This window comes from Mesorhizobium sp. M0698, from assembly GCF_040320455.1.
GTDB lineage: Bacteria > Pseudomonadota > Alphaproteobacteria > Rhizobiales > Rhizobiaceae > Mesorhizobium.
Window position 1 is genome coordinate 36,090 of the sequence record NZ_JAMYPQ010000026.1, and the last position, 26,146, is coordinate 62,235.

The 26,146-nt window shown below is 62.2% G+C and carries 23 protein-coding genes and 3 pseudogenes; 10 read left to right on the top strand and 16 right to left on the bottom strand.

The features are described 5' to 3' along the window. Positions 1-56: 56 nt before the first annotated feature. The 4 genes from NKI16_RS30385 to NKI16_RS30400 are packed head-to-tail and all read right to left on the bottom strand — an operon-like array spanning position 57 to position 3,533. The gene (locus NKI16_RS30385; RefSeq protein WP_352924292.1) at positions 57-620 is read right to left on the bottom strand and encodes a peroxidase-related enzyme; all 564 of its coding nucleotides are present in this window, start codon (positions 618-620) and stop codon (positions 57-59) included. After that, positions 617-1,102 carry a CMD domain-containing protein gene (locus NKI16_RS30390; protein WP_352817842.1) on the bottom strand — a complete coding sequence of 162 codons (486 nt, stop codon included), beginning with the start codon at positions 1,100-1,102 and terminating at the stop codon, positions 617-619. The genes NKI16_RS30385 and NKI16_RS30390 overlap by 4 nt, the downstream gene beginning before the upstream one ends. Then, positions 1,096-2,565: an NAD(P)-binding domain-containing protein gene (locus NKI16_RS30395; protein ID WP_352924294.1), complete on the bottom strand. Its 1,470-nt coding sequence runs from the start codon at positions 2,563-2,565 to the stop codon at positions 1,096-1,098. Before NKI16_RS30395 ends, NKI16_RS30390 begins: the two co-directional genes overlap by 7 nt. Then, entirely contained in the window at positions 2,562-3,533 is a 972-nt protein-coding gene (locus NKI16_RS30400; RefSeq protein ID WP_352817848.1) for a LysR family transcriptional regulator, read from the bottom strand. Before NKI16_RS30400 ends, NKI16_RS30395 begins: the two co-directional genes overlap by 4 nt. 214 nt (positions 3,534-3,747) lie before the next feature. On the opposite strand from NKI16_RS30400, the gene NKI16_RS30405 reads away from it, so the two are divergent. Continuing rightward, complete coding sequence (locus NKI16_RS30405) at positions 3,748-4,818, top strand: NAD/NADP octopine/nopaline dehydrogenase family protein (protein WP_352508384.1); 1,071 nt, start codon at positions 3,748-3,750, stop codon at positions 4,816-4,818. Between the two features lie 359 nt (positions 4,819-5,177). Next, positions 5,178-5,720, top strand: coding sequence for a hypothetical protein (locus NKI16_RS30410; protein WP_352495713.1), 543 nt, complete (start codon positions 5,178-5,180; stop codon positions 5,718-5,720). Here NKI16_RS30410 and NKI16_RS30415 read toward each other — a convergent pair. From NKI16_RS30415 to NKI16_RS30425, 3 genes and pseudogenes are all read right to left on the bottom strand, one after another. Then, positions 5,667-6,947 carry an MFS transporter gene (locus tag NKI16_RS30415; RefSeq protein ID WP_352694358.1) on the bottom strand — a complete coding sequence of 427 codons (1,281 nt, stop codon included), beginning with the start codon at positions 6,945-6,947 and terminating at the stop codon, positions 5,667-5,669. The genes NKI16_RS30410 and NKI16_RS30415 overlap by 54 nt on opposite strands. Positions 6,948-7,049: 102 nt before the next feature. Continuing rightward, positions 7,050-8,460: pseudogene (gene chrA / locus NKI16_RS30420) on the bottom strand (chromate efflux transporter). 9 nt (positions 8,461-8,469) lie between these two features. After that, positions 8,470-9,450 carry a chromate resistance protein ChrB domain-containing protein gene (locus tag NKI16_RS30425; RefSeq protein ID WP_352725362.1) on the bottom strand — a complete coding sequence of 327 codons (981 nt, stop codon included), beginning with the start codon at positions 9,448-9,450 and terminating at the stop codon, positions 8,470-8,472. A 439-nt stretch (positions 9,451-9,889) separates the two neighbouring features. On the opposite strand from NKI16_RS30425, the gene NKI16_RS30430 reads away from it, so the two are divergent. The 8 genes from NKI16_RS30430 (at position 9,890) to NKI16_RS30465 (ending at position 17,026) form a co-directional block, all read left to right on the top strand. Further along, on the top strand, positions 9,890-10,708 hold the full coding sequence (locus NKI16_RS30430; RefSeq protein WP_352797715.1) for a DUF1259 domain-containing protein: 819 nt from the start codon (positions 9,890-9,892) through the stop codon (positions 10,706-10,708). Positions 10,709-11,298: 590 nt separating this feature from the next. Next, on the top strand, positions 11,299-11,772 hold the full coding sequence (locus NKI16_RS30435) for a chromate resistance protein ChrB domain-containing protein (protein ID WP_352517436.1): 474 nt from the start codon (positions 11,299-11,301) through the stop codon (positions 11,770-11,772). A gap of 57 nt (positions 11,773-11,829) precedes the next feature. Beyond that, positions 11,830-12,183: a hypothetical protein gene (locus NKI16_RS30440; RefSeq protein WP_023802351.1), complete on the top strand. Its 354-nt coding sequence runs from the start codon at positions 11,830-11,832 to the stop codon at positions 12,181-12,183. 54 nt (positions 12,184-12,237) lie between these two features. After that, positions 12,238-13,131 (top strand): DUF1259 domain-containing protein, encoded by an 894-nt coding sequence (locus NKI16_RS30445; RefSeq protein ID WP_352924297.1) that lies wholly within the window; start codon positions 12,238-12,240, stop codon positions 13,129-13,131. A gap of 45 nt (positions 13,132-13,176) precedes the next feature. Continuing rightward, positions 13,177-13,971, top strand: a complete 795-nt coding sequence (locus tag NKI16_RS30450; protein ID WP_352517438.1) for an ABC transporter ATP-binding protein — start codon at positions 13,177-13,179, stop codon at positions 13,969-13,971. Next, a complete protein-coding gene (locus NKI16_RS30455) occupies positions 13,958-15,355 on the top strand; it encodes an ABC transporter permease subunit (protein WP_352517439.1) in 1,398 nt (465 codons plus the stop codon). The genes NKI16_RS30450 and NKI16_RS30455 overlap by 14 nt, the downstream gene beginning before the upstream one ends. Positions 15,356-15,389: 34 nt before the next feature. Further along, a complete protein-coding gene (locus NKI16_RS30460) occupies positions 15,390-16,064 on the top strand; it encodes a LamG domain-containing protein (protein ID WP_352577924.1) in 675 nt (224 codons plus the stop codon). Positions 16,065-16,252: 188 nt separating this feature from the next. After that, positions 16,253-17,026: a sulfite exporter TauE/SafE family protein gene (locus tag NKI16_RS30465; RefSeq protein ID WP_352577950.1), complete on the top strand. Its 774-nt coding sequence runs from the start codon at positions 16,253-16,255 to the stop codon at positions 17,024-17,026. A gap of 221 nt (positions 17,027-17,247) precedes the next feature. Here the strand turns inward: NKI16_RS30465 and NKI16_RS30470 are convergent. The 9 genes and pseudogenes from NKI16_RS30470 to NKI16_RS30510 form a co-directional block, all read right to left on the bottom strand. After that, positions 17,248-17,352 (bottom strand): annotated as a pseudogene (locus NKI16_RS30470) (YqaA family protein); the annotation flags it as partial. 36 nt (positions 17,353-17,388) lie between these two features. After that, positions 17,389-18,372 (bottom strand): oligopeptide/dipeptide ABC transporter ATP-binding protein, encoded by a 984-nt coding sequence (locus NKI16_RS30475; protein WP_352577925.1) that lies wholly within the window; start codon positions 18,370-18,372, stop codon positions 17,389-17,391. Beyond that, positions 18,365-19,378 carry an ABC transporter ATP-binding protein gene (locus tag NKI16_RS30480; protein ID WP_352924300.1) on the bottom strand — a complete coding sequence of 338 codons (1,014 nt, stop codon included), beginning with the start codon at positions 19,376-19,378 and terminating at the stop codon, positions 18,365-18,367. Before NKI16_RS30480 ends, NKI16_RS30475 begins: the two co-directional genes overlap by 8 nt. After that, positions 19,375-20,286, bottom strand: coding sequence for an ABC transporter permease (locus NKI16_RS30485; protein ID WP_352817867.1), 912 nt, complete (start codon positions 20,284-20,286; stop codon positions 19,375-19,377). Before NKI16_RS30485 ends, NKI16_RS30480 begins: the two co-directional genes overlap by 4 nt. Before the next feature lie 4 nt (positions 20,287-20,290). Next, a complete protein-coding gene (locus tag NKI16_RS30490; RefSeq protein ID WP_352924303.1) occupies positions 20,291-21,232 on the bottom strand; it encodes an ABC transporter permease in 942 nt (313 codons plus the stop codon). 28 nt (positions 21,233-21,260) lie between these two features. Further along, complete coding sequence (locus NKI16_RS30495; RefSeq protein WP_352817871.1) at positions 21,261-22,823, bottom strand: ABC transporter substrate-binding protein; 1,563 nt, start codon at positions 22,821-22,823, stop codon at positions 21,261-21,263. Between the two features lie 163 nt (positions 22,824-22,986). Continuing rightward, the gene (locus NKI16_RS30500; protein WP_352623815.1) at positions 22,987-23,427 is read right to left on the bottom strand and encodes a YqaA family protein; all 441 of its coding nucleotides are present in this window, start codon (positions 23,425-23,427) and stop codon (positions 22,987-22,989) included. Between the two features lie 9 nt (positions 23,428-23,436). Next, a pseudogene (locus tag NKI16_RS30505) lies at positions 23,437-24,760 on the bottom strand (MFS transporter). Positions 24,761-24,820: 60 nt separating this feature from the next. Next, positions 24,821-26,146, bottom strand: a 1,326-nt coding sequence (locus tag NKI16_RS30510) for a cation diffusion facilitator family transporter (protein ID WP_352924305.1), incomplete at its 5' end; no start/stop codon positions are given.

Below are 26,146 nucleotides of genomic sequence, written 5' to 3' on the forward strand. Positions count from 1 at the left end.
TCTGATTGGTGCCCTTCAGAGTGTGGGACGGAGTGTCTTGATCGCATGCGAAATCATCACCCGCTCTCCGCATGGCCGAGAACGTGCATGAGCCGGTTTGCCCAGCCGAAGATCGATATGGCGTGGATCAGGTCGATGATCTCGCGGTCATCCATGCCGACTGATCGAAGCCGGGCGATATCGTCTGCCGTCGCTTCCGGCGGTGCCGCCGACAGGCGGCGGGCAAAGCTGTAGATTGCCGCATCGCGGGGCCCGAGCGCTTCAGGTTTGTCGACATAAAGTGCGGTGACCACTTGGTCGCTCTTGGTCAGCTCTGCATGCCTGCGGGCGTGGACAACGGCACAGAATTTGCAGCCATTGACGATCGAGGCGCCCAACGCGCCAAGTTCGCGATCGGAACGGGCGAGCCCGCCTTCGACATACATGATCGCGTTGAACAGGACGGTGCGGGCAAGATAGCTCTCTGGGTCGTGGGCAAGGGTGCGCACATATTCCGAAACCTTCTTGGCCGATGGCGTGACCTTCATCGCTTCAAGCTGTTCCGGCGTGGCCTCGGACAGCTCGACCGGCGCGATGTACGGACGCCAATTCAATGGCTTCAGACGAACCGAGGAGATCATGTCGACCTCATCAGGCGCAAGCCGGTCGCCACTCGTGTCTGGAAGTTGATAAAAGCGATCAGCTCGGAGAGCGCGACGATCTGAGGATTGTTCAATCCGGCCTTCTCCAGGAGAGCGATATGGCTCGCTTCCGCCTTTTTCGGCGTCAGGGTGATCAGGTCAACATGACGGACGATGGTCGCCAGCGGTTCATTCAAATCCGTTTCCCCCTGGGCCAAGGCCAGAAGCTGCTCAGTCGGACCAAGCTGAGCCAGCTGCACATCATATTCGGCCACCAGGACCGGATCGGCGTTCAGGGCGGCCATGCGACGGGCCAGAGCAACTCGCAAAATCGGCGCCAATCCTTGGTCGTGGGCCGGGTGCAGTACGGAGATCCGACATTCCTCCGCCCCTTGCACGAATTCAGGCCGAAACCGACGCGCTCTGAAGAGCTCATCGTCCGGCGAAAGACCGGCGGCCTTGTCCATTGCGTCGATCACCACGCGGCCTCCTTCTGCAGCAAGGGTGTTGAATCGACCCATTCGTCGCCCAGAAGTTCGGGTGTGTCGTAGGCGATCAGATTGGCGAAGTGGGTTTCGACATCCTCGGCAAACAGCGATGCGGCAATGCCGCGGACGAGACGGTCGGCCCCGGCGCTGACGGCCGGGATGTCGCCGGAGACCTTGCCGTGGGTCAGCATGGCGGCGTCGTTGAAGCAGTGGATATGCGCCAGCATCGGGCAGGAGCCTGGGACGCGTTCGCGAAACTCGAAGGCCGGACCGAGATCCGGCGCGTCCGACATGCCTGCACGAGCCGGCCCCATATCCGGCCTATATCGGCCATCCGACCAGGTGCGGATATGTGGGGCGATCGCCGCAAATTCCGGGCGGCCGTTGAAGTCGTTTGAAAAGCCGGTCGCCGCGATCAGGAAGTCGTAGCGCATCGGCCCCTGCGTGGTTTCCACCAGCAGGGTCCCTGCCTCCTCCTTCACCGCAACTATGCCGCAGTCGAGAAGGAACCGAGCATTGGGGTGGCGAGACACGCGGAGTGTCGATGAACGCGGCGGCGGTGTCTGGGTCGAGGCCGTATAATCGAAGAATTTCCATTTCCAGGCGTCGGGCAACTGATGCATGCCGAGTACAACACCCGGACTGCCAATGCCGGTCAGCTTGTTGATGCGCGGCATTTCCTTGCGCCGGATCAACATGTCAACAGAGCCGGCTCCCGCCTCGAGTGCCGTTGCGGCATTGTCCATGGACGAGGCACCAGCGCCGATCACCGCCACACGCTTGCCTTTCAGCGCGTCGAAATCGATGTCGTCGGCAGAATGGGCCCAATAGGCGCGATCGATGCCGCTGAGGAAATCGGGCACGGCAAAACCGCCCAACCCGGACCGACCAGTGGCCAGAACGAGACGACGGGTGAGAACCCGGCCGGTTTCCGCGCCTTCGATATCGATCGCAATCAGATCTCCAACGGCTGCCAGTCCGGTCATGCGCACGCTGTTGCGCACCGGCAGGCCAAGAACCTTGCGGTACCAGACCAGGTAGTCCATCCACTGGCCCTTGGGGATTTTGTCCAGCGACCGCCAGGCCTCAATGCCCCATTGCGCCGTGAACCAGGCGCGGAACGTCAATTGCGGCAGGCCAAGCGATGGACCGTGCAGGGTTTTCGGCGACCGGAGCGTTTGCATGCGGGCAAACGTTACCCATGGTCCTTCGAGCCCGGCCGGAGCCGCATCATAGGCCACGACATTGGTTATCCCGGTCAGTAACAGCTTTGCCGTGGCAGCAAGTCCGCACATGCCGGCGCCGATCACCACGACATCGCGGACCGGCACGTCATCGTGCGAACGTGCGGGAACCCATGGCTTGGCGGGCAGTTCGAGAAAGTCGAGATCCTGCGCGAGCTGTGCTTCGAGCGCAGCAAGACCTGTCGGCGTTGGCGCGGCGGGGGTATGCTTCATATTCCTGTTCCGTGATTTGTGCCGGATGCAGGATCGTTCACCAATTGGCCAGCGAGGGTCGGATCCAGTTTTTTGAAGCCGACGATCGACCGTTCAGCCACCGCCTCGACCGCATCCATCAACGCCTGCGCGACTGGACGAAGGGGGCGTTTCTCGGCAGCCACAACGCCCCAATAGAAAAGAACGGTCACGTCGATCGGGCGAATGACGACCCCAGGCAGGGCCACGCCATAGGCGGTGAGGGGATCGATGACTGCCGCAGCGCCAGTCTGGCGCACGATCTGCAACGCGCCGTACGCGGTATTGGTCCGGATCACTGGCCCGGTATCGATGCCCCTGGCCGCCAATGCCTTGGAGACATGCAACTGGAAACGTAGGGGGTTGAGCAGTGTGGCGACGCGGCGACCGGCAAAGGCGGAAAGCGGTATCACGTCAAGTTCAGCCAGCGGATCGTCCTCCCGCACGGCCGCAACATCAGGCGCCGAATAGAGCCGCAGGACATCCAGACCGGGCGTATCGAGCGGCAGGCTCGAAAACCCGATCTCGGCACGTCCGCTGCGCACCTCCTGGGCGACGATCGAGGGGAGAAACTGCCCCAGATGCGTCTCGTCTGGAAGCTCGACACCTTTGAGTTCGGCCATGGCCGTCGGGATCAAGCCAGTACCGATCGCGGAGGTGGTAACAATCTGCAGGATTCGCCCTCGGCCGGCGGCAATCATCTTGGCCCGCGCGGCTAGCTCGGTGAAGGACATCAGCAAGCGCCGCGCCTCCTCCTCGAAGGCTACACCCTCCTCGGACAACTGCACCCGCCGACCAAGACGGTGCAGCAATTCGAAGCCGAGCTCTGCCTCGAGATCCTGAATGGTGCGTGTCACTGCAGGTTGGGAACGACCGAGCATGTCAGCCGCCTTGGTAATGCTGCCGCTGGCAGCAACCGCAAGGAAGCTCTGAAGGTCGCGGGTTTCCATGTTCTCTCTACATGCGCAATCCGTATGATTGACATACGTCTCATTCATTTTTGATATATGTCAAGCGGAAACGAATATTCGCTGAGACATGTTGCAATCGCGGGCTCAGGCCGGAATCCCATCGCCAGAAGCCGACGATGGCAGATGCGGCTCCGATTTGTGGAACCTCCTAGTGAGAAATGGAGGCTGCAATGCCCGCAACAGGAGGGAATTTATGCGCGTAAGCATTCTTGGCGCCGGAGCGATTGCTTACGGCCTTGCCGCCTATCTGGCCGAAGCGGGACATGACCCTATGCTTTGGTCGCCTTCCGGAGAACGCACCAAGGCGCTGGCCGCCGGTGGATTGCTGAAGGCTACCGGAGCTATCAAGGCAACGACTAAGGTGCGCATCGCCAAGGATTGCGAAGACGCCATTGCCGATGCCGACGTCGTCATAATCGCGTTGCCGGCTTACGGGCACAAGATGGTGATGGACGCTGCCACTCCTTATCTAAGGGACGGAACGCCGGTTATCATCAGCTCGCACAGTTCCTTTGGGGCACTGTATCTCTCCAAGCGGCTTGCGGACCGGAAGGTTAGCCTGCCGATCGTCGTCTGGGGTACCACGCTCGTGACCGGGCAACAGCGCGGGCCAGCCGAAATCGATGTTGCAACCGTTCGCCAGAAACTGGATGTCGCGACGCTGCCTTTCAGTGCTCAGGACCAAGGGTTCGAGCTTTGCACGAGCTTGTTCGGCGATCGTTTCGTCAAGCGCGACGGCATGCTTGCTATCGCGCTCAGCAACCTCAATCCGCAGAACCATCTCGGGATCGCTCTTCTTAATCTCACACGCATGGAGAAGGGAGAACAGTGGAGCCAGGCCGGAAACGTCACCCCGGCTGTCGGCCGCTTTATCGAGGCTCTGGACGCGGAACGATTGGCGATCGCCGCCCGTTTTGGAATTGCCGTGCGCACAGTTGAAGAGCATTTTTCATTGTCGTTTCACGTCCCCATGGCCACCGTTTCGGAAATGAACCAGGAGATGGATCGCCAAGGCCGCGGCGGCTTCGGCCCGTCAACCATCGAAAGCCGCTATATTCTCGAGGACGTTCCGTTCGGGCTGCTGCCGACCGTTTTGTTGGGGAAGATCAGCGGAAATTCAGCGATTCTCCATGAATCTGGAATTGCCATATTCTCGGCGGCTTACGGTCGCGATCTTAAGGGAGATAATGATATTCTTCCCGCGCTGGGCTTCGAGGGAATGGCAAAAGCGGACCTCGAAAACCTTTGCCGTAAGGGATTTTAACAAGTTTCCACAGTGGACTGGGACATAGGCCAAGTGCCCGAAAAACCACCGGGGCTGGTTGCCGGCGAGCACGACATGCAGGTTCCTCGGCGAGCGCCGGGAGATGTCTCCAGGAACTCAGCACGTGATCAAATGGTCCCGCCCGGCGGTGTGAGTGGGTCTGTAGCAGGGTCCGTCATCGAAACCCAGTGCGGCATGGTTCCATCAGTTGCCAGATGCCTGAACATTGCATCAACTGCGCAGGCGCTTCGCGCCTCCATCAAGATACCGGCCATGCAGGCGCCGACAGTCCGGAACAACGAGTGTCGTAGCCCGTTCAGGATAAGTGGTTCGTCCACAATCAGCTACGCGAGATAGACATGTTCCGATTTCTAACGTTGGCAGGGACCATCTTGGGTCTGACGATGTCGCCGGCGCAGGCCGCCAGTGATGCGGATCAGGCTGTCGAACAATTTCACCGTACCTGTCTGGCCGAGGGTCCCAATTTCGAGCGCATGATAGAGACCGCGCACGAACGCAGGTGGACACTTATTGCCGAAGCAGGCTTCGCCGAACTCGCGCCAATCGCTAATCCAACCTCAGTGGAGGCATGGCTGGTGGCCGAAGCGGAGGAAGGATTGCCAGCAGGAACCATCATCGGCACCACCAAGGCAACGATGAGCGGCAAACCGGTGCAGACGTGTACGCTGGCATTTCCCGATATCGATCAAGAGGCATTTCGGAAGAGTTTCTTCACCCGTACGGATGCCGAGAAGATTGCCGAAGATCGCGACACGGAGGAGTTCTCGCGTCTCTACATCCTCGTTGCCGGCGGACGTAAGCAATTTGTCCGGCTGGTGGTCCTGCCTTCAACGCCACCAGGAAACCCGCGCGTCGTTGCCAGTTCGATCATGGCCGACTGACATGTCATTCCTCCCGCCCCCGTGCTCCTCTGGAGGGCGAACACTGCGAAATGTCGCGAGCAGCAGAAGGTCGTAGATAATTTTCAGCCCACCGGCGATGATCAGGGGCCAGCCGAAGCTGGAGACGGCAAGGAGAGCCCCTGCGAGGACTGGACTGGCGGCCGCCGCGAGGCTGCGGGGGACGGCGGTGATGCTCGCCGCGGCAGCCCGCTCTTCGGGCGTCACCACGGCCATGACGTACGATGTGCGGGTCGGCACGTCCATCTGCGACAGCGCGCTTCTAATCAGCAGAAGAGCGATAGCCGGAGCGACGCTCGGCATGAACGGGATGAGCACCAGACAGAGGCTCGACGGAAGGTGCGTAAACACCATCGTGTTTATGAGTCCGATCTGCTGGGAAATTCGCACAGCGACCAAATAGGACGCAGCCGAAAGGACACCCGTCCAGAAGAAGATTGCGCCGGTCGCGGCGAGCGACAGGCCGAACCGTTGAAAGAGCCAGAGGGCCAACAACGATTGGACGACGAAGCCGCCTGCGAAAGCGTCGAGGCTGAAGAGCGCTGCGAGTGACAGAACGATGGAGCGAGACCTGCGCAATGGCTGTGCCGACACTTTGCCTGCATCAGGCGCGTCACTCGGCAGCCGCCGATAGAGGAGCACCGCCGCCAACCCAAGTGAGGCATAAAATAGAAAAGCTGCCTGGAGGGCCTGCTTCATTTCCAGGCCGATGGCGTCGCGGAGAAAGTCGGGCGCTCCTGCGGCCAGCGCTCCGACGGCGCCGGCGAGAGAGCCGATGAGGCTGTAGCGCGCAAAGAGCGCCGTGCGGTCGCGGTCGGTGACGCTCTGCGCAAGCTGCGCATGTTCGAGCGGTAGAAACACGCTGACGTCCCCTGAAGATGGGTTCAGCGTGCCGACGAACGCGATGAGAAGCAGCGGCCAGAAGTCGTGAACGACAGCGAAGACGACCCCCGTTGCTATCATCAGGACAGCCGCTGCGGTCAGCAGCGCTCGACGGGAGAAGCGATGCGCGACGATCCCAACAGCCAGAGTGAGGACGGCTGAGCCCGCGAGCGTCGCCGTCGACAGGGTTCCGATCTCGAAGGCGTCGAAGCCGAGCGTGGCCAGATAGGCGGGAAGCAGGATGCTGACCAGACCGTCACCGAACGCCCGCAGTCCCCTTGATATCAGCAGGTTCGCAGCAGTCGGCTCAGCACCGGCAGGAAGCAGCCTGAAGCGCCGCTTCGAAATAGCTTTGCGCAAACCGTGCGCGAGCCACTGTAACGTCAACGATGCCTCCTCACCACTGGTAAGCGGCGCTGGCTGCACGGGTTAGATCGCTCCCGTTGCCATCCCGTAGAGCAGCCCGAGGATCGAACAGCCGGCGAGCACCGGGAGCATACCGATCTTGAAACGGAACACCGCCAGCAGCGCACTCAATGTCAGGACGAGCGACGCGATGTTGACGGAAGCTGGGCACGGGCACATCGACCGTCATGCCGAACCCTTTGACCTCGCGCAGTGCTCCAAACAGAACGTGAAGCGCGAACCACACCGCCAGGTTCAGGATCACGCCCACCACGGCTGCCGTTATGGTCGCCAGCGCGGCGGACAAGGCCTTGTTGCTGCGCAACGTTTCCACGAACGGCGCACCGACAAATATCCAGAGGAAGCAAGGTGTGAAGGTGACCCAGGTGGTGAGCAGGCCGCCCAACGTTCCAGCGAGCAGCGGATTAAGCGATCCCGGCGCTCGATACGCGCCCATGAACCCGACGAACTGGGTCACCATGATCAAGGGGCCAGGCGTCGTCTCCGCCATGCCGAGGCCGTCCAGCATCTCGCCTGGCTTCAGCCAGCCATAGGTATCGACAGCCTGCTGCGCCACGTAAGCGAGGACGGCGTAGGCGCCTCCGAAGGTCACGACCGCCATCTTCGAGAAAAATACCGCGATATCGGCGAAGACATTGCCGGACCCGAACAGCACGAAAAGGCCGAGGACAGGTGCCAGCCATAGCACCAGAAACACGCCTCCGATCTTCAACGACCAGCTGACCGGCGGGCGAGCATGGGCAGGAATGCCTTCGCCGAGCGCCGATTCCGCGTCGGCGACCTGCTTGCCGCCGACCTTGCCATGGCCGTTGCCCGCCATGAACGCTGCCAGCCCGGCCCGCCCGCCGACGTACCCGATCACTCCGGCCGTCAGGACAATGAGCGGGAATGGGACATGGAACAGGAAGAGCCCGATGAAGGCGGCGGCGGCGAGGCCTATCATGACTTTGTTCTTGAGCGCCCGCTTGCCGACCCGGATAACCGCCTCGAGCACGATGGCGAGGACGGCGGCCTTCAGACCGAAGAAAAGCGCCTGCACCGCGCCGACATTGCCAAAGATTGCATAGATCCAGCTCAGCGCCATGATGGCGATCACGCCCGGCAATACGAACAGCGTGCCGGCCACGAGCCCGCCTCGGGTTTTATGCAGGAGCCACCCGATGTAGACGGCGAGCTGCTGGGCCTCCGGTCCTGGCAACAGCATGCAGTAGTTCAGCGCATGCAGGAACCGCGTCTCGCCGATCCAGCGCATCTCCTCAACGAGGATGCGATGCATTACCGCGATCTGGCCGGCCGGGCCACCAAAACTCAACGCCGCCACACGCGCCCAGACCCGCACTGCTTCGCCGAAGGGGATGCCATGCGAAGGGTCATCACCGAGCGCATTCGGATGGACGGCACGAACGCTGGTCATTGGTTCCCCTCACCCGCGCTTCTGGCGGAAATATCGATAGAGGTTGTCGAACACCGAAGCACCCTCGGCGATCCGTTGCTCGTCTTCCGCATTGGCCATGGCGATCCCAGCGATCAGGCTGGCGATGCCGGTGGTTTCCTCGCGACTGAACTTGCCGTCCTTGAGGTCGATGTCGTGAACAATCTCGGCGATGGCCTGCAGCGCCGGGTCGACTATGCCACTACGATTGAGCAGTACCTCGAAGCTGCAGCAGTCCCCTTCATGGGTGATTTCGCCTTCGAACATGTCGAAGCGCAATTCGCCCTCCTTTGGCACGTGTCCCTTGCCCGCCACGAAGCGGATCGTTGCATCGGCATCGATGAAGCGATGGATCAGCCAGCTGCAGGCGATGCGGTCGACATGCACGTCCCGCCGCGTGACCCAGGTCCGGCCCTTGACCTCACCCAGCTCGGCCGTCTTCTTCGGTTCCTTGGTCATGGCCTTGTCCTCTATAAGCTGAGCCTCGAGCTCGGCGATCAGTCCCTCGGCGGCGAGCCGCCCGCTGGCGCCGAAGAAGTCGATCGCCACGACTTCGGCAAGCCGCTTGCGCATTCGACCGAGTTGCGCGCGGGCATCCGCGCGCCGATCCTCGGTCTTGTCGGAGTCGATAGCCGCCGTTAGATCGCGCGCTGCCTTGGCGATCTCTGCATAGTCGATGTCCCGCGCGGCATCGAACAGCGCCCGAACCTGTGCGTCCGTCAGGCCGTCGATCAGACGCGCCTCACACACCATCGCCTCACCGCCACCGTCGATAATTTCCTTCAGGAGCCATTCGAAATCCTCCTGCGTTTCTGCATCGGCGGGCAGCGCATAGACTGTGCTTTTGACCGCAACTGCGCCGATACCCTGCAGCCGCCGCCAGATCTTTACCCGGAAATAGGCTGGTTTGGTCGGCAGCTGATGGATCAAGAGCAGCCAGCGCTGCTCGGTCCCAAGTTCCCCTTCGCTCATCAGCACACCGTATCACCGAGAAAGGCAAATGCAACACTTGTATCATATTATATTCAGGCGTAGCGTTGACGTCTCGCAGACTGTCTCGCTGATGCCTGACAGGAGGTGCCGAAATGACAGCCTCGGGTGGGGCTAGCCAGTCAGGATCATCCGCGACTCGGGCCGTCGGACGCACCGCAGCTACGCTCATGACTGCCGGCATGATCATCGGAACGGGTATTTTCGGTGCCCTTGGTGCGACCGCCGAGCGGGCCGGTCCCGCCCTTCTGCTGGCAATGATCCCAGGTGGGCTGGCTGCTTCGTACTGCTCTTTTTCATACCACCCCTGCACCTATAATTGGAATGGTGACGCTGGCGTTGGCGTTCGGCACTCGATTCATTGTGTGGCGCCAACGGAAATCTGGTTCGGTTAGTGCTCGATGAAACGAGGAGGTCTAAGATGCTCGATACCCAAGCTATTGAATCCCTTACCGGACTGAAGGGACAGACCACGGGTGACGTGCTCAAGTTATCGGTCCCGCGCAGTGAAGTGAGAATGACCCTGGACGGCTTTGAGATCATTCCGTTTATGGGCCTCACCTCCTGGGTTAGTTTTAAACAGGGGGCGCATCATGCCACGCTGATGGGTGACATCGTCGTGCTCGAAGATGAAATCCAGGACGCGATGGCCGCAGCGATCCAGGCGAACCTTTACGTAACAGCCCTACACAATCATTTCGTCCGCGAGCAGCCGCGCGTGATGTTTATGCATGTCGAGGGTACGGCTGATGAAACTGCGTTGGCGACAGGAGCGCATAGGATTTTTGAAGCAATAAAGATCGTGCGCCAGAAGCATCCTGTCGAACCCGCCATCAAGAAAGTGAATAGTAGCTTGGACGCGCCGCCGCTTGAGGCGATTGTCGAGCACAAGGGCGAGAGCAAGGACGGCGTGCTCAAGTTTGTCCTGGCGCGCCCATCCGTGCCCGTCGTCTGCACACGCTGTGGTGAGCTCAATATTGATGCCGCAATGGGCTACAACACATGGGCAGCCTTTCAGGGCACGGACGAGCGCGCCGCGGTCTGCGGCGACTTTGCGATGCTGGAAAATGAAGTCCGTTCGGTCATCCGTGAACTGCAAGCTGGAGCGATTGGAGTAATGGCGGTGCACAATCACATGTTCTTTGAAGACCCGCGGATCATCTTCTTGCACTACTGGGGCATCGGCAATGCTCAGGCGTTGGCGCAGAGCTTGAGGCGGGCGCTCAACACGCAGCAATAGTCTGTCGCTGTCGCCACAGGAGTCATGCGACCGCCGCGCGCTCGCGATATAATGGCAGCGGAAATGTATCGAAAGCCAAGAACTTCGGCGCAGCGCGCTCGGGTTGGCGGCGCGACGGCGGTGGGAAGGTCGGCCTGGGTGGCGGTTCCGTCGAAGTTGCCATATTCGTCGATGCTGGCAGGGCCGAACGGCACATCTCTTCGGGACAGCCGTTGGCATCGATCCAGGCCGATGTCACGGCGGACCCCAAACATGGATGTGCGGCGGGGTGGGCCAAGATCGAAAACCTATCTCCGGATCAGCGGCCAAACGCCGAGCAGGATAACCGCCAGCGCTGCGCCGATGTCCAGAACGTGTCCCGTCTTGGCCCGCAAGATTTCGGTGCGCGCCATCAGATCTTCACCCGGAGAGGCCGGCTTGCTCGGCAGCTGATGGATAAGGAGCAGCCAGGCTGTTCCATTCACTGATAAGTGAACCGTATCACGGGTAAGATAAATGTAACACTTGTATCATTCCTTAACCAGGCGTAGCGTTGGCGGTCTCGCAGCAGTAGGCCGCTGAGTGGCGCCAACCAAAAGGGAGACAAGGCCATGAAATGGGTTACCCGCGAACGTCCGGTGATCGACCGTATTGCTTGTCCCTGGCTGATCGCCCGCTTCATCGACACGGAGCCAGAATTCCTGTTCGTGCCGCCGGATCGGGTGATCCCAGTTGCCCAGGAGACGGGCGCTACACCCTATGACGTGCCCGGTGTCGAGTTCACGCATGTGGGTGACGGCTGCAGCTTCGATACCTTCGTCTCGAAATACGGCCTCGAGCGCGATCCGGCGATCGTGACGATCGCCTCGATCGTGCGCGGCGCCGACACCGATCGGCACGATCTCATGCCACAGTCGGCGGGACTGCTTGCGATCTCCATGGGGCTCCGGGACGTCACGCCGGACGACCATGAGGTGCTGAGGCACGGCTTCGTCATCTACGATGCCCTTTATGCCTGGGCCTCGCGCCGCAAAGCGGAGACGCACAGCTGGCCGCCGGCCATGAAGCCTACGGCGGCGGCCTGAAAGATGATTACCCTCGAAAGAAACAGCCCGGGAACTGCTACGGTTGGTCGGCGGCTGATGGCCGCCATCGCCTTTGGCTTCAGCCTGATTGCTGTGAATGCCGCGGACGCGGCGGACACGTTCCGGCACCTCAAGGGCAAGGAGATCAAGGCCAAGTTCGCCGGCATGGATTTCACGGACGACGTTCATTGGGCGGATGCGTTCGGCCGCGACGGACGGATCGTGCGCTACGACATGGGCAAGAAGAACGCCGGCAAGTGGCGCGTCGAGAAGGGGCAGCTCTGCATTTCCGTTGAAGGCGAAGAGACCTGCTATCAGGTATGGATCTCAGATACCGCAGTACAGCTTCGTGACCCGGATGGGACGTTCTTCCTGGAGGGCGTGCTGCAGAAGCCCTCTGCACGCGACTAGCGTCTCGGATTGAAAGTCATTGGGCATATTGGGGCAGACCACAAGGAGAAATCCATGCGTGCAAAACTCATCACCGGCGCAATGCTGATAGCGATGTCGGCGCTTCTCCAACCGGCGTCAGCGGCACCCGATTGGCAAACTGTCGCGCAGACACTTGGCAAATCCGGATCGGAAATGCCTGGCGGCGTTTATAGAGTTGGCTTGCCACGAACCGACCTGAAGGTATCGCTCGACGGCATATCCCTGAAGCCAGGCTTTGCGCTCGGAGGCTGGATCGCCTTCGATCCCATGGGAAATCAGGCAATAGTCATGGGCGACATCGTTCTGACGCAGGACGAGGTGAACCCGGTCATGAAGAAGCTTGAAGAAGGCGGCATCGAGATCACCGCGGTGCACAACCACCTGCTGCGCGCGCAGCCGATGACGCTCTACATGCACCTCTTCGGCCAAGGTGATCCCGTAGCACTCGCCACAGCGCTTCATGCCGGCTTGGCTCTGACGAAGACGCCGATGGCTGCATCCGCCGGTTCGCAGGCGGCGGCCGCTTCGAAGATCGAGTTCGACACGGCGGGTGTCGACCAAGCTATTGGCTACAAAGGCAAGGCCAACGGCGCGGTCTACCAGTTCACTATACCGCGCGCAGAACCGGTCGAAGAAAATGGCATGGATGTGCCGGCCGCCCTGGGCTCCGCCATAGCGATCAACTTCCAGTCGACTGGCGGCGGCAAAACGGCGATCACAGGTGACTTTGTGCTGACTGCCAAGGAGGTCAATCCGGTTATCAGGGCGTTGCAAGGCAACGGCATCGAGATCACGGCATTGCATAGCCACATGCTCGATGAGCAGCCGCGGCTCTTCTTCATGCATTTCTGGGCGAACGACGATGTGCAGAAGCTGGCGAAAGGCCTGCGCGCAGCCCTCGACGAGGTCGCCGTCAAAAAGAGCTAGATTGGGCGTCCGCGCGCGCGTCCAACGGCGGAGTTCGGCCGGGCAATGCCCAATCGCACGCCGGGAGGGAATCAGCCGATGTTGATGCGAAGCCGGATGCCTGACAAGGCGCAAATCGCGACACCGCCAGCGAGCGGAGTCGCCCTTCGGGTCGACGCCTTGACAAAGCGCTACGGCCCGCAAACAGCGTTGGCGGACGTTGCCTTCACGGTCGAAGCCGGCGAAGTTCTCGGTCTCATCGGACCGAACGGAGCCGGCAAAACCACGTTGCTCGAAGCAGTTGCCGGCGTTCTTCCCGCCGACTCGGGGACGATTTTCTGGCACGGCGCCCCTCTGCCACCCGCATTGCGCCGGAGATCGATCTTCTACCTCCCCGACGGCCTCCGGCCGTGGCGCGACCAGTATGTCGAACGGGTGCTCGCGTTCTTCGCCGGTGTTTACCGGACATCGGACCTCGACGTCGCGGACACAGTTAGGGCGGTCGGACTTGCACCGGTGCTGAACAAGCGGGTGCTTGCATTGTCCAAAGGGTATGCCCGTCGACTGATGTTGGCGCTTGCCCTGATTACGCCGCATCCACTGCTGCTGATGGACGAGCCCTTCGACGGCTTCGACTTGCGACAGACCCGCGAGATCATGGACGTGCTGCGCAAGGTTGCGGCGCAGGGGCGCAGCCTCGTCCTCGCCATACACCAGCTGCTCGATGCCGACCGCATATGCGACCGTTTCGTCTTGCTCGCAGAAGGCCACGTGCGCGGCGTCGGGACCTTGGGCGACTTGCGGGAGCGTGCGGGGATCCTCTCCGGTGGGTTGGAGGAGGTTTTCCTTGCGCTCACCTGAGGCAGCGGTACCGCTCGACGCTCCCTTCGGCCCCTTGCTGGCCAAGGAGCTGCGGGAAATGGCGAGCGGCCGGCCGCTCTGGACAATGCTGCTGATGCTCTGCCCTCTCGTCGGCTTCAGCTTCTTTCAGGCCGTGTCGCTCTACGGCGAAACGAGCGCTACTGCCCTCACCTCGCCTGGGCTCGCGAGCGCACTATCCCCGCTGGACGGCGTACTGGTTCCGACGTTCGGCGGCTTCTACGTCGCCGTTACGCTGCTGTTTCCCTTTGTTGCCATACGCGTGCTCGGCAACGAAAAGGAGTCCGGCGCCTTGCGGCTCCTGATCCAGCTGCCCTATCGACCGCCGACTTTGATTGGCGCCAAGCTGGTCGCCGTCTTCGCAGCTTGGCTCATTGCCAGTATCCCTGCGCTCTCTGCGCTCGCGATTTGGGAGTTCATGGGCGGACATCTGTTCGTCGCCGAGACCCTGAATCTTGTTCTCGGACATCTCCTCTACGGCCTGTTGGTCGGCGCCATCGCGTTATTCGCAGCTGCGCTTACCGAGAGCGCGGCAACCGCGGCGATTGTCACACTCGGCTTCACACTCGGATCGTGGGTCATCGACTTCGCGGCGGCCAGCCAACCCGACCTCCTTGGCTGGTCGTCGCGGCTGTCGCTCACGCAAACGCTGCACACCTTTGAGCTCGGATTGTTGTCGCTCAGTCTGGTCGTCGGGGTGCTTGCGGCGATTCTTGGATTTGCCGCACTCGCTGCCATCTGGCTCCCCATGGGTGCTACCGTGCGCATCAAGCTTGTCCGTTCGCTCATCTGCCTCGTGGCGACCTGTCTTGTGATGGTCGCGGCTACCCAGATCAGATGGTCGGCCGATGCGACCGAGGACCGACGGAACTCTTTCTCGCTTGCCGACCAACAGGCCCTGGCGCAACTCAGCGATCAGTTGACCGTCACCGTTCACCTGGCGCCCGAAGACCCCCGGTACGCCGATTTGCGAACAAGCGTCCTAGCGAAGCTCGAGCGGGTCATTCCACGGATTGTCATCCGTTTTGCAGGCGACCAGCAGAGTGTTGTCGGCAGCGCAAGCGATGAGTCGTATGGCGAAGTCGAGTACAGCTATGGCGGCCGGTCGGCCGTCAGTCGATCGACCGGCACCGAGGAGGTACTGCCGCTCCTTTATGGGCTCGCAAATGTACCCCTGCCCGTGCCGGCGACCGGGGCCGGCGATTATCCCGGCTATCCGCTCGTCGCGGCTCCGTGGATCGCGCTTCCCTGGTTCGTCGGCGGCCTGCCGCTGCTCGTCTGGGTTGCTTGGTGGCGGAGCCGCCGCGCACCGGCCATCAAATACACTTCAAGCCAGAAGGAGATCAGCCGTGAACATCTTACATAGCCTCAAGACAATTGCCGCGGCAGGTGTCGGCTTGGTGGCCTTGCTGCTGCCGGCTTCGGCGGGCTCGCCGGACATCGTCAATTTTTCGGACGAGGAAGTTGGCACAGATTCGAAGGCGATGCCCGGCGTGGTAGGCATTTGGCGGATCGAAACGGAAGGCGACAACAAGGTGTTGGCCGTCGACGGGCGCCAATGGAAGGAGGGACAGACTTCCGCTGGTCTCGCAGACAAGGCGCGGGCCCTCTATGGGGAGCGGTACGCCGAGTTCCTCGACCGCGTCCAGGCCTATGCATACTTCCCCTATGCTGTTCTTGAGGGCGTGCCGGATTTCCGCGATGGAGAGATCGCCGTCCGTTTCGAGGGCATCAGCGGCCGCATCGACCAGGGTGCAGGGATATTGTTCAACCTTAAGCCCAATGGCGACTATCTCACGATTCGCGCCAACCCTCTGGAGAACAACCTTGTGTTGTGGAAGTTCGAAAAGGGGAAACGCTCGTCGGTGACCTGGGTCAAGAACACCCCAACCTCAACCCATGAATGGCACGACCTGAAGGTGCGCATCGCCGGCACCAAGGTCGAAGGCTATGTCGACGGCAAGCTCTACCTGCAGGACACGCTGCCTGAGCCGGTGACCGGGCGTGTTGGCTTGTGGTCGAAGGCCGACAGTCACGTGTATTTTGATGACTTCACCGTAACTCCGGCTGGTTAGGCGGTACGCTTTCAACCAGCTTTCAAAGGTATCGGCGGTACGGTGCGCCGGAGTGCGGTCTTCCGGGCGCCCGCGTTTGGCCCGGTAACGGGTGATTATTTCCATTGCACACGAGACTCAAAAGGCGGGCCGGGTTTTTGCGAACCGATGCGTTCGGAACGATCGAAGGCCCGCTTCGTTCTGATCCGATGGACTGGATTAGACTAGGCCTCCTGGCGTTGGCGGGGTTCCTCACCTGGGCGCTGAACACCCTCTCGGCCGGAGGCGGAGGTCTATTGCTGATCCCCGCCGTGACTTTCATCACAGCGAGCGCGGCGGTTGCGCCGGTCATCACCTTGACCGAGCTCATCGGCAATCCCATCCGCGCCCTGGCGTTTCGGCGCAACATCGATTGGAGCCTGGTCCGTTGGTACCTGCCCGGCGCCATCGCCGGCGCCGCGGCGGGCTCCTGGCTCTTCGCCAACAGTCGGGCGGAATGGCTCCAGATACTCATAGGGATCTATCTGATCAGTGCTGTCTGGGAATTTCGCGGCGGCGCGCGCGAGCGGAGCTATCGAGCCCGCCGCTGGTGGTTCCTCCCGGCCGGCCTGATCGTCGCGCTGTTGTCGGCGCTGATGGGCACGGTGGGACCCGTCCTGAATTCGCTCTATCTGAACTACGGTTCGGAGAAGGAGACGTTGGTCGCCACGAAATCCGTGAACTCGTTTGTGACCGATGTCGTCAAGGTCGCGGTATTCACCGGACTCGGGACGCTCGGTGGTCAGGCGGCCATATACGGCGCAGCCGCGGGTTTGGGCGCCGCGCTTGCCAATCTGCTGGCCAAGCCCTGGCTCGAACGCCTGAGTGGAAGACAGTTCCGCGGCCTTGTGGTCGCGCTCATGGCTGTCAGTGGAGCGCTGATGATCTGGAACCAGCACAGCTTGGTTGTGCAGGCCTGGCGCGCGGCCACAGGAATGTCTTAACAATGTCCATGTTGGCTGGAGCCCTTCGCGCGCTGTACCGTAGCTTGGTTGGCCGGTCCCGCGACGCGCAGAGGCTGGCAAAAGGCCTGCGCGCAGCCCTCGACAAGGTCGCCGTCAAAAAGAGCTAGGCTTCCCGACCGCCTGTATCAGACGTGGCTCTTGGGCTGGCTCCTTCGAACCAGTCGGGCCTAACCCGCTCAGGTTGGAGAAGCTTCGCGAGGTCAGATGACGCTCAGCGTCACGGCGGCAAGAACAAGATAACGGCCGACCTTGGCGGCAGTGACCAGCAAAAAAAGCTCGCGCAGGACACCGGCAATGACAGTCAGCCTCGCGAAACGCGTTGGGGGCAGAAACGCCATCTTTCAGATAACCGGGCGGCGGCCGCTATCGGCCAGATGACAGGCTGCCACGCCGCCATGCGGCACCGATCGCAGCATCGGTTCCTCGACCCGGCAGACATCGATCGCCACCGGACAGCGCGTGTTGAACCGGCACCCCGGAGGCGGCGCGCTGGGACTTGGCGGATCGCCGGCGAGAATGATCCGGCGGCGCCCGGCTTCGATGCGAGGATCGGGAGAAGGAACAGCCGACAGCAGCGCTTGGCTGTAGGGATGGGCCGGCTCGCGAAACAGCGGGCGGGTCAGGCCGGCTTCCGAGATGCGGCCGAGATACATCACCGTCACGTTCGAGCAGACCTCGCGCACGATCGCCAGATCATGCGCGACAATGACAATGGTCAGGCCAAGCTGTTTCTGCAACGACGTGAACAGGTTGACGATCTGCGCCCGGATCGAAACGTCGAGCGCGCTAAGTGGCTCATCGCAGACCAGTATGGACGGCTTCAGCGCGAGCGCGCGCGCAATCGAAACGCGCTGGCGCTGGCCGCCGGAAAGCGAGCGTGGAAGCCGATCGAGCACCGTCTCAGGCAGCGCAACCAGGTCCAGAAGCTCGGCGATGCGGCGCCGGCGCTCGACTGATGAACCGAAGCGATGAATCTGCAGCGGCTCCTCCAGTGTCTGGTAGACGGACTGGCGGCGGCTCATCGACCCCAACGGATCCTGGAAGACGAACTGGACTTCGCGGCTGAACGACTTCCTGTCCGATTTCAGCCATTCGGTGCGATCCCTTCCCCCGATCAGGACGGTGCCTTCGCTCTCCTTCTGCAAACCGACGATGGTGCGCGCCAGCGTAGTCTTGCCGCAGCCGGACTCGCCGACGATGCCGTGGAACGCGCCGCGCGCGACCGTCAGGTTTATGCCATCGACCGCCCGCACCGCGCCGACACCCGAACGGTTGGCGAAATGGACCTTTAGTCCCCTGACCTCGATCGCCGCGACATCAGACATGGACGGCGATCCCCTCTCGTTTCAGCACGACCGGGCAAGCCACACGGTGCGGGCTCGTCGACGCGGATATCGTCTGCAGCGGCGGCCGGTGCTGCCGGCAACCGGCTTCGACCAGTTCGCAGCGCTCGGCAAACCGGCAACCCGGTTCCAGCCTGATCTGGTTTGGCGGCAGGCCAGGTATCTCGCGGGTCGCCGCGCGTTCGTCGGCGCGAAAATCCGGCACCGATGCGAGCAGCCCGCGCGTATAGGGATGGACTGGCCGGGTCAGCACATCCATCGCCGTCCCCTCCTCCGCCACCTGGCCGGCGTAAAGCACGATGACGCGATCGGCGACGGAAGCGACCACGCCGATATCGTGCGTGATCAGCACGACCGCGATGCGATCCTCGCGCTGGATCTGACGGATGAGCTCCAGGATTTGCGCCTGGACCGTGGCGTCCAGCGCCGTGGTCGGCTCGTCTGCGATCAGCACGCGCGGCCGGGCCGCCAGCGCCAGCGCGATCATCGCGCGTTGCAGCATGCCGCCCGACATTTCGTGCGGATAGCGGTTATAGCGATCCTCGGGGTCCGGGATGCCGGAGCGCGCCAGAAGCGAGACCGCTTCCTTGCGCGCTGCCTCATGCGACAGGCCAGCGAAACGGCGCGCCTGGCGTGCCAGCTGCGGGCCGATTTTCAGCATCGGGTTCAACGCGCTCATCGGGTCCTGGAAAATCACGCCGAAATAGCGCCCGCGCAGGTCCGACAATTGCCGGGAACCGATGCTGAGCAGTTCGCTTCCGTCGGCTCGCGCCGACCCTTTCATGTCCACGGTCACGCCCTCGGGCAGCAGGCCGAGCGGACCGAGCGTCATTACGGTCTTTCCCGAACCGCTTTCGCCGACGACCGCGACCGTTTCTCCGGGACAGACGTTGAACGACACCCCGTCGACCGCCCGCACAGAAACGGTGGTGGCGTAGAGGTCGATGACCAAATCTTCGATCGAATAGATTGGCTGAGCGTCGCTCATGCTGAAGTCGTTCCCGTTTCGACGGCGTTACGCTCGGCTTCTTCGCGAGCGCGCGCCCTTCGGCGTCTGCGCAACGTCGCGCCGCGAACCGGCCGCGGCACCTTTTGCAATGCGAAGGCTTCGCCCAGAAGGTTAAAGCTGACCACGACCAGCGTCAGCGCCAGACCGGGCAGCACGACGAGGCGCGGCACCTCCTCGATGTAGCTCATGCCGTCGACCAGCATCTGGCCCCATTCCGGTGTCGGCGGTGCGACGCCAAGTCCGAGAAAGCTGAGCGTGGCGATGGCCAGCACAAGAGCGCCGGCGTCGGCGCTTGCATAGACCACGACGAGGGCAAGCACATGCGGCAGGATATGGCGAACAAAAATCCACAGATGGCCGGCGCCCATCACGCGGGCCGCCTCGATATAGGGCTGCTGCAGCTCGGCGGTGACGACGGCGCGGCTCATGCGGGCATAGTTCGCCCACCACGCCAGGGTGAGCGCCGTTATCATCGACCAGTAGCCGGGGCCCAGAATGCCGATCAACGCCAGCGCGATCACCAGGCTCGGAAGTGCCAGCGCAATATCGATGATGCTGATAAGGACGAGCTCGACACGGCCGCCGACATAGCCGGCGAAGGAGCCGATCGTGACCCCGATCGCCAACGCGGCCACAAGCACGATCACCATCGCCACCAGGGAAATGCGCGCGCCACCGACGATGCGGCTGAAGACGTCTCGGCCGAGATAGTCGGTGCCGAGCCAGTGGTTCCAGCTCATGCCCTCCAGTGTCGCCGAATAGTCCTGCGCACTTGGATCGTAAGGCATGATAGCAGGAGCGAAGATGCCGATCAGCACAAAGCCGATTACGGGGAGCAGCACCAGCCACGGCCAGTCCTTGATGTCCCTGATAGCGGAAATGTTCATCGCCTCATGCTCCCCGCGCCCGGCGCATTCGCGGATCCGCGACGATGCAAATCATGTCGACGATGAAATTGACCATGACGAAGAAGACGACAAACAGCAGCAGCACCGACTGCATGCCGATGAAGTCGCGGAAGCGGATCGCCTCGATGAAAAAGGCACCGACGCCGCGCAATGCAAATACCGTCTCGACGACGATCGATCCGATGATCATCAGCGTGAATTGCGCGCCGAATGTCGTCAGGAACGGAATGGCGATGTTGGGCAGCGCCTCGCGCAGCAGCACCTGCGTTCTGGTATAGCCCTTGGCGAAGCCGGTTGTCGCAAACGGCCGCGACATCGCTTCCTGGAGGTTGACCCGAACGACGCGGCTGAGAACGGAGGCCGGGAACAGCGCGATCGTCACCCACGGCAGAAGCCATGAGGTGAAGCCGCTGGTCCCGAAGGTGGGTACCCAGCCCAGCATCACCGAAAACACGATGACCAGCAGCGCCGCCACGAAGAAGTTCGGGGTCGACGCGCCGATCAGCGAAAATGCATGGAGGAACCTGTCCATCACGCCACCATTGCTGACGGCGCCGGCAATGCCGAGCGCGATCGAGAAAATGAAGGCGAAAATGCCGCCGCCGGCAAGCAGAGCCGCCGTCATCGGGATGCGGGCGGCAAACTCCGACGAGATCGGCTTTCCCGTTCGCAGTGAGATGCCGAAATCCCCGGCCAGCGCGCCGGAAAGCCAGCGTCCGTAGCGGATCGGCAACGGGTCGTAGAGACCGAGCTCGTTGCCAATCTTGGCGATCATTTGCGCGTCAGCGCCAGGACCTGCCGCACGCTCGGCAATGAGCGCCGCAACATTGCCCGGAGCCGCCGCAACCAGGGCGAATGTCAGCGCGGATGCCGCCAGGATCAAAAGGCAGGCAAGCAGCATCCGTCGCAGGATCGTGCGTTTCATCGTCAGGCCTCACTCGGGCTCGAAGTCTTCAGGCCTTCAGCGTGATCGCCTTGAACGGCAAGTCGTAGTCAGTCGCCGGAAGCGAGAAGTTCTCTGCGCGCGGATTGTGAGCCCACAGCCGCTGGCTGACGACAAGCGGACAGATGGCGGTGTTGTCGTGCAGCCAATCGTAGAGAGCCTGCATCTTCAGGTCGCGTTCGGCGCCGCTCGCCTCGAGCGCAGCCTTGACTACGCCGTCGAGCGCGTCCGAGACATAGATCTTGCCGTCAGGCCCGCTGTCCGCCGTCGAGACGAAGGCATTGCCAAGGGTCCCGTGAGGGTCATAGGGAGCGCCATAGGTGGTGAAGAAAGCGAGATCATAGTCGAAGGCCGGACGCCGTTCATGCATGGTGGCATTGTCCACCGAGGAGACTTGGACCTGGAAACCGACCTCGGACAATTGACCCTGGATCATTTCGGCGATGCGCCGCGATCCCGGCAGGGACTCTTCGGAAACCAGAAAGTCGATGGTCAGAGGAGAGCCAGCCTTGGTCCAGGCGCCGCCGCTCTCTGCCCAGCCCCCGTCGGCAAGTATCTTCTTGGCCGCCGCCACGTCACGCACCGGCACGTCATGCCGCTTGCCCGACGACGGCACGTTCGCCGGGAACAGATCGGCGGCCGGGTCGGCAAAGCCCTCGAACAGGACCTTGGCGATCGCCGCCCGGTCGACCGATGCATGGACGGCATCGCGAACGGCCTTGTCGGCGATGATCTTCGACTTCGGCGAATAGCCGAGCAGCATCGTCGCGGTGCCCGGCTCGGCAACAACCTTCATGCCGTCGCTTTCCAGCGCACGGGCGCGGCGCGGCGATAGCGTCGCCACCCAGTCGCCACCGATGACATCGAGGTCGCCTGAGCGGAGGCCGTTGGCACGAGCGAGTTCATCGGGAACCACCTTCAATTCCATGCGGCTGAAAAGCGGCTTCTCGCCCCAGTATTTGTCGTTGCGAACGAGGCTGGTGCCGCTCGAATCGTATTTTTCGACGATCCATGGACCGGTTCCGATCGGCGCCGTCTGCTTGCCATCCTTGTCGACTGCCTTGGGCGACAGGAAACGAACTGGGCGGACGATGGTGAGTTCGAGGAGTGCGGCCGGCACCGGTCGCTTCAGCTTGACCGTCAGCTTGTTTGGTCCGTCCGTGACAATGCTGTCGAACGCATCGGAAATGCCGATCCAGGAGAAGTCGCTCACCCCCATCCATCGCTTGAGGTTCCATTCGGCTGCGGTGGAATCGAACGGCGTGCCGTCGCTGAAGGTCACGCCTTCACGCAGATCGAAAGCGATCGAAAGCTGATCGTCGGCAATGGTCCATTTGGTGGCAAGTCCCGGCTCAAGCGCACCGTTCTGGCCGTAGTGGATCAGCGCATCGAAGACGATGGTGTAGGTGCTCAGCGTTGAAACATTCTGCAGCAGGTCGAGATCGCCGGTCTCCGCGGCGATAGCAATCTTCAGCGTGTCGTTGGTTTCGGAAAAGGCGGTGCGTGGCAGCGCAGCGGCGAAGGCAAGGCCGGCGGTGGAAACAAGGAAATTGCGGCGGTCGAGAGTGATCATTTCAGTTCCCCATTTTTGATTGATTGGTAGCGATTGTACACATGCATTCCCATTTGTATAGACATATTCGGCGCCAATCCAAGTTGGCGCGCAGCGCTGCGCTTGGCAAAGGAAAGCGCCATCCTGCGTAATGTCGCGGTGCCGGCGCGGGTCTCGACAAGCGCTAAGTCCAGCTCAGCGTCATCGCCGTCAGCGCGAGGTAGCGGCCGACCTTCGCGATTGTGACGATCGCAAGGAAGCTCCAGAATGGCTCCCGCAGCGCCCCCGCCACGACCGTCAGCGGATCGCCGACGAGAGGCAGCCAGCTCAACAGCAGCGACCATCGTCCATAGCGCTGATACCATCGCGTCGCGCGCGTCAACGCGGAGGGCTTTACCGGGAACCATTTGCGGTTGCGAAAGCGATCGATCCCCCGGCCGAGCCACCAGTTGACGATCGAGCCGAGCACATTGCCTGCGCCTGCGAAAGCGATGAGCAGAGCCGGAGCATGGCTTCCTGTCAGGAGCAGTCCCGCAAGGGCTGCTTCCGATTGCATCGGCAGAATGGTCGCCGCGGCAAACGCGGTCAGGAAAAGCCCGCCATAGATGGCGAGCTCGCCAGGCATTTCGAGCTCTCAGCTTGCCTTGGGCCATTTCGGGTGCCGATCGTCGATGACGTAGCCATGCGAATGCTCATAGCCCGCTTCCGACCATACTGCGTCGCCGATGTGCCGGGTCGTCCTCAGGCAGATCGACATGCGTATGTACAAGCACGTCGGGATCGTGTTTCGGCCAGAGCCAGATCGCGGCACGCAGGGCTGCGGCGCCAATGATGCCGAGCAGAATGAAGGTGAAGGGCAATCCCATCGCCGCACCGACGCGGCCGGCAATGGGATAGGTGATCAGCCAGCAGGCATGCGAAAGCGCGAATTGGGCAGCAAACAGAGCGGGCCGGTCGACGGCATCGGCAGAACGTCTGATCAATCGGCCCGAAGGCGTCTGCGCCAGCGAATAGCCGAGCCCCAGCACGAACCAGAGCGGCAGCAGCAGATAGTAGCTGCCGGCGAGCGGTCCCACCAGCACGCCCGCGACCAGGATCGCGGCGCCCGAGAGCATCGCAACCCGGTCCGGGACGTTCTCCAGCAGCCGCGGCAGGGCAAGGGCTGCAATCATCGATCCGCCGCCGAAGGCTGCGAGCGCCAGCGCCGTGTCGCTTTGCGAGAGGCCGAACTGCGCCTGCACCAGGACGACCGTGTTGACGATCACCATCGCGCTTGCCGCCGCGACGGCAACGTTAAGGGCCAGCAGCCCGCGCAATCGCGGCGTCGCCAGATAGATGCGGATTCCGCGCGTCGTGCGCTCATAGATGCCGCGCGGCTCCGAGGCTTGCGGGCTGGGGAGCACCACGGAGACGACCAGCGCCGCGGACGCCAGGAAGCCGACAACCGTACCGGCGAACAGGCCGTGGAAGCTGATGACGGAAAGCAGCGCCGCCGCCAGCATGGGACTGACGACGCTTTCCAGATCGTAGGCCAGTCGCGACAGCGACAGGGCCCGCGTGTAGTCCTTCTCCTCGGGCAGCACGTCAGGGATCGAGGCCTGGAAGGCCGGAGTGAAGCCTGCCGACGCCGACTGCAGGACGAAGATGAGAAGATATACCTGCCAGACTTCGGTAACGAAGGGCAGGAACACCGCGACCGCAGCCCGGATGAGGTCGAGCGAAACCAGCATGGTGCGGCGTGGCAGGCGCTCGGCGAACGCGGCGGCGACAGGCGCCACGCCGACATAGGCGATCATCTTGATGGCGAGCGCCGTGCCGAGCACCGCGCCGGCGTCGGCGCCGGCAAGATCATAGGCCAGCAGCCCGAGCGCCACGGTGGCAAGGCCGGTGCCGATCAGGGCGATGACCTGGGCCAGGAAGAGATGACGGTAAGTGCGATTGGCCAGGACCTGAAGCATATTTGTCTTCTTGCAGCGGATGACGGTTCGTCGAGAACTGGCGCGAACGGCCTGCCTGTCTCAGTGATGGTGACCTTCCGGCTCGACCATCTTGAACGGCAGCACCTGCTCGCGACCCTTCGCGGCCAGGATCAACCTCGCCTGGAACTCATGCGGCTCGGCAGGGGCGATGGTGCTCTCAAGCCGATGATGGTTGTCAGCGACGGGCTCGAGGCGAAGCATCTCTGGCCCTTCGGGTCGGTCGATGATCACAGTCGCTGTCAAATCATCGGCGTGGCGATCGATGGTTAGCCGCATCCGTTCACCGCCGGGCGTATCGACGATTTCCAATGTCCCTGCAGCCAGCTCGCATACGACCTTGAACGGCTCCGGTGCATGATGATGAGCATGAGAGGTTTCCCCCCGCTTGGCGGTCGAACCCGCTGAGCTTTCGAGGCGGACATTGGCTTCCGCCAACGCCGGCAAGTGGGCGAACAGTTCCTCCTTAAGGGCTTCGCTGACGCCCAGTACGTCTTTGGCCGTCGCCGCATCCGGAACACTGATGGCGACGTCGGCATGTAGGCGATGGCCGATCCAGCGCGCCTGCACACTTCCAAGGCGCTCGATGCCGGACACATGTTCGGCGGCATGATGGATTTCATCGATGATGCCGGGCTCCACACCATCGAGCATGCGCGTCAACACGGCTTTCGACGACTGCCAGACGATGGCGAAGATCGCCGCGGTGATCAGCAGTCCGATGATCGGATCGGCAAGCGGAAAGCCCAGCCAGACGCCGATAGCGCCCAGGACGACCGCCAGGCTGGTAAAGCCGTCGGTGCGGGCATGGTAGCCGTCCGCGATCAGCGCCGCGCTGTTGATCTCTCGTCCGACGCGGATGCGAAATACGGCGACCGCTTCATTGCCGATGAAGCCTATGAGGCCGGCGATGGCGACCCAGCCAAGAAATGCGATGGGACGCGGATTGATCAGCCTGTCGATCGCCTCATAGCCTGCGACGATGGCGCTGAAAAGAATGATGAGAACGATGACGATCCCGGCCAGATCCTCGACGCGGCCCAGGCCGTAGGTGAACGCCTTGCTCGGTTTGCGGCGGACCAGCATGAAGGCGATCCACAGCGGGACGGCGGTGACCGCGTCGCCGATATTGTGGATGGTGTCGGCCAGCAGCGCCACGCTGCCGGAGAGGAACACGACCACAAGCTGGAGCGCTGCCGTGACGGCCAGAACGACGAATGACCATTTGATTGCCCAGATGCCGCGCGTCGTCGTGGCGATCGTCGGATCGATGACGCCGTGGGTGTGGCCATGGCCGCCATCACCATCACCATGATCATGTCCATGGCCGCCGAAGCCCTGCGTCATCGGACCGAAGCCGAACCAGTC

Excerpts from the sequence above, each read along its gene's own strand:
- NKI16_RS30385 (WP_352924292.1), bottom strand. The coding sequence starts at position 620 with ATGATCTCCTCGGTTCGTCTGAAGCCATTGAATTGGCGTCCGTACATC.
- NKI16_RS30395 (WP_352924294.1), bottom strand. The coding sequence starts at position 2,565 with ATGAAGCATACCCCCGCCGCGCCAACGCCGACAGGTCTTGCTGCGCTC.
- NKI16_RS30400 (WP_352817848.1), bottom strand. The coding sequence starts at position 3,533 with ATGGAAACCCGCGACCTTCAGAGCTTCCTTGCGGTTGCTGCCAGCGGC.
- NKI16_RS30405 (WP_352508384.1), top strand. The coding sequence starts at position 3,748 with ATGCGCGTAAGCATTCTTGGCGCCGGAGCGATTGCTTACGGCCTTGCC.
- NKI16_RS30410 (WP_352495713.1), top strand. The coding sequence starts at position 5,178 with ATGTTCCGATTTCTAACGTTGGCAGGGACCATCTTGGGTCTGACGATG.
- NKI16_RS30425 (WP_352725362.1), bottom strand. The coding sequence starts at position 9,450 with ATGAGCGAAGGGGAACTTGGGACCGAGCAGCGCTGGCTGCTCTTGATC.
- NKI16_RS30430 (WP_352797715.1), top strand. The coding sequence starts at position 9,890 with ATGCTCGATACCCAAGCTATTGAATCCCTTACCGGACTGAAGGGACAG.
- NKI16_RS30435 (WP_352517436.1), top strand. The coding sequence starts at position 11,299 with ATGAAATGGGTTACCCGCGAACGTCCGGTGATCGACCGTATTGCTTGT.
- NKI16_RS30440 (WP_023802351.1), top strand. The coding sequence starts at position 11,830 with ATGGCCGCCATCGCCTTTGGCTTCAGCCTGATTGCTGTGAATGCCGCG.
- NKI16_RS30445 (WP_352924297.1), top strand. The coding sequence starts at position 12,238 with ATGCGTGCAAAACTCATCACCGGCGCAATGCTGATAGCGATGTCGGCG.
- NKI16_RS30450 (WP_352517438.1), top strand. The coding sequence starts at position 13,177 with ATGCCCAATCGCACGCCGGGAGGGAATCAGCCGATGTTGATGCGAAGC.
- NKI16_RS30465 (WP_352577950.1), top strand. The coding sequence starts at position 16,253 with ATGGACTGGATTAGACTAGGCCTCCTGGCGTTGGCGGGGTTCCTCACC.
- NKI16_RS30475 (WP_352577925.1), bottom strand. The coding sequence starts at position 18,372 with ATGTCTGATGTCGCGGCGATCGAGGTCAGGGGACTAAAGGTCCATTTC.
- NKI16_RS30480 (WP_352924300.1), bottom strand. The coding sequence starts at position 19,378 with ATGAGCGACGCTCAGCCAATCTATTCGATCGAAGATTTGGTCATCGAC.
- NKI16_RS30485 (WP_352817867.1), bottom strand. The coding sequence starts at position 20,286 with ATGAACATTTCCGCTATCAGGGACATCAAGGACTGGCCGTGGCTGGTG.
- NKI16_RS30490 (WP_352924303.1), bottom strand. The coding sequence starts at position 21,232 with ATGAAACGCACGATCCTGCGACGGATGCTGCTTGCCTGCCTTTTGATC.
- NKI16_RS30495 (WP_352817871.1), bottom strand. The coding sequence starts at position 22,823 with ATGATCACTCTCGACCGCCGCAATTTCCTTGTTTCCACCGCCGGCCTT.
- NKI16_RS30500 (WP_352623815.1), bottom strand. The coding sequence starts at position 23,427 with ATGCCTGGCGAGCTCGCCATCTATGGCGGGCTTTTCCTGACCGCGTTT.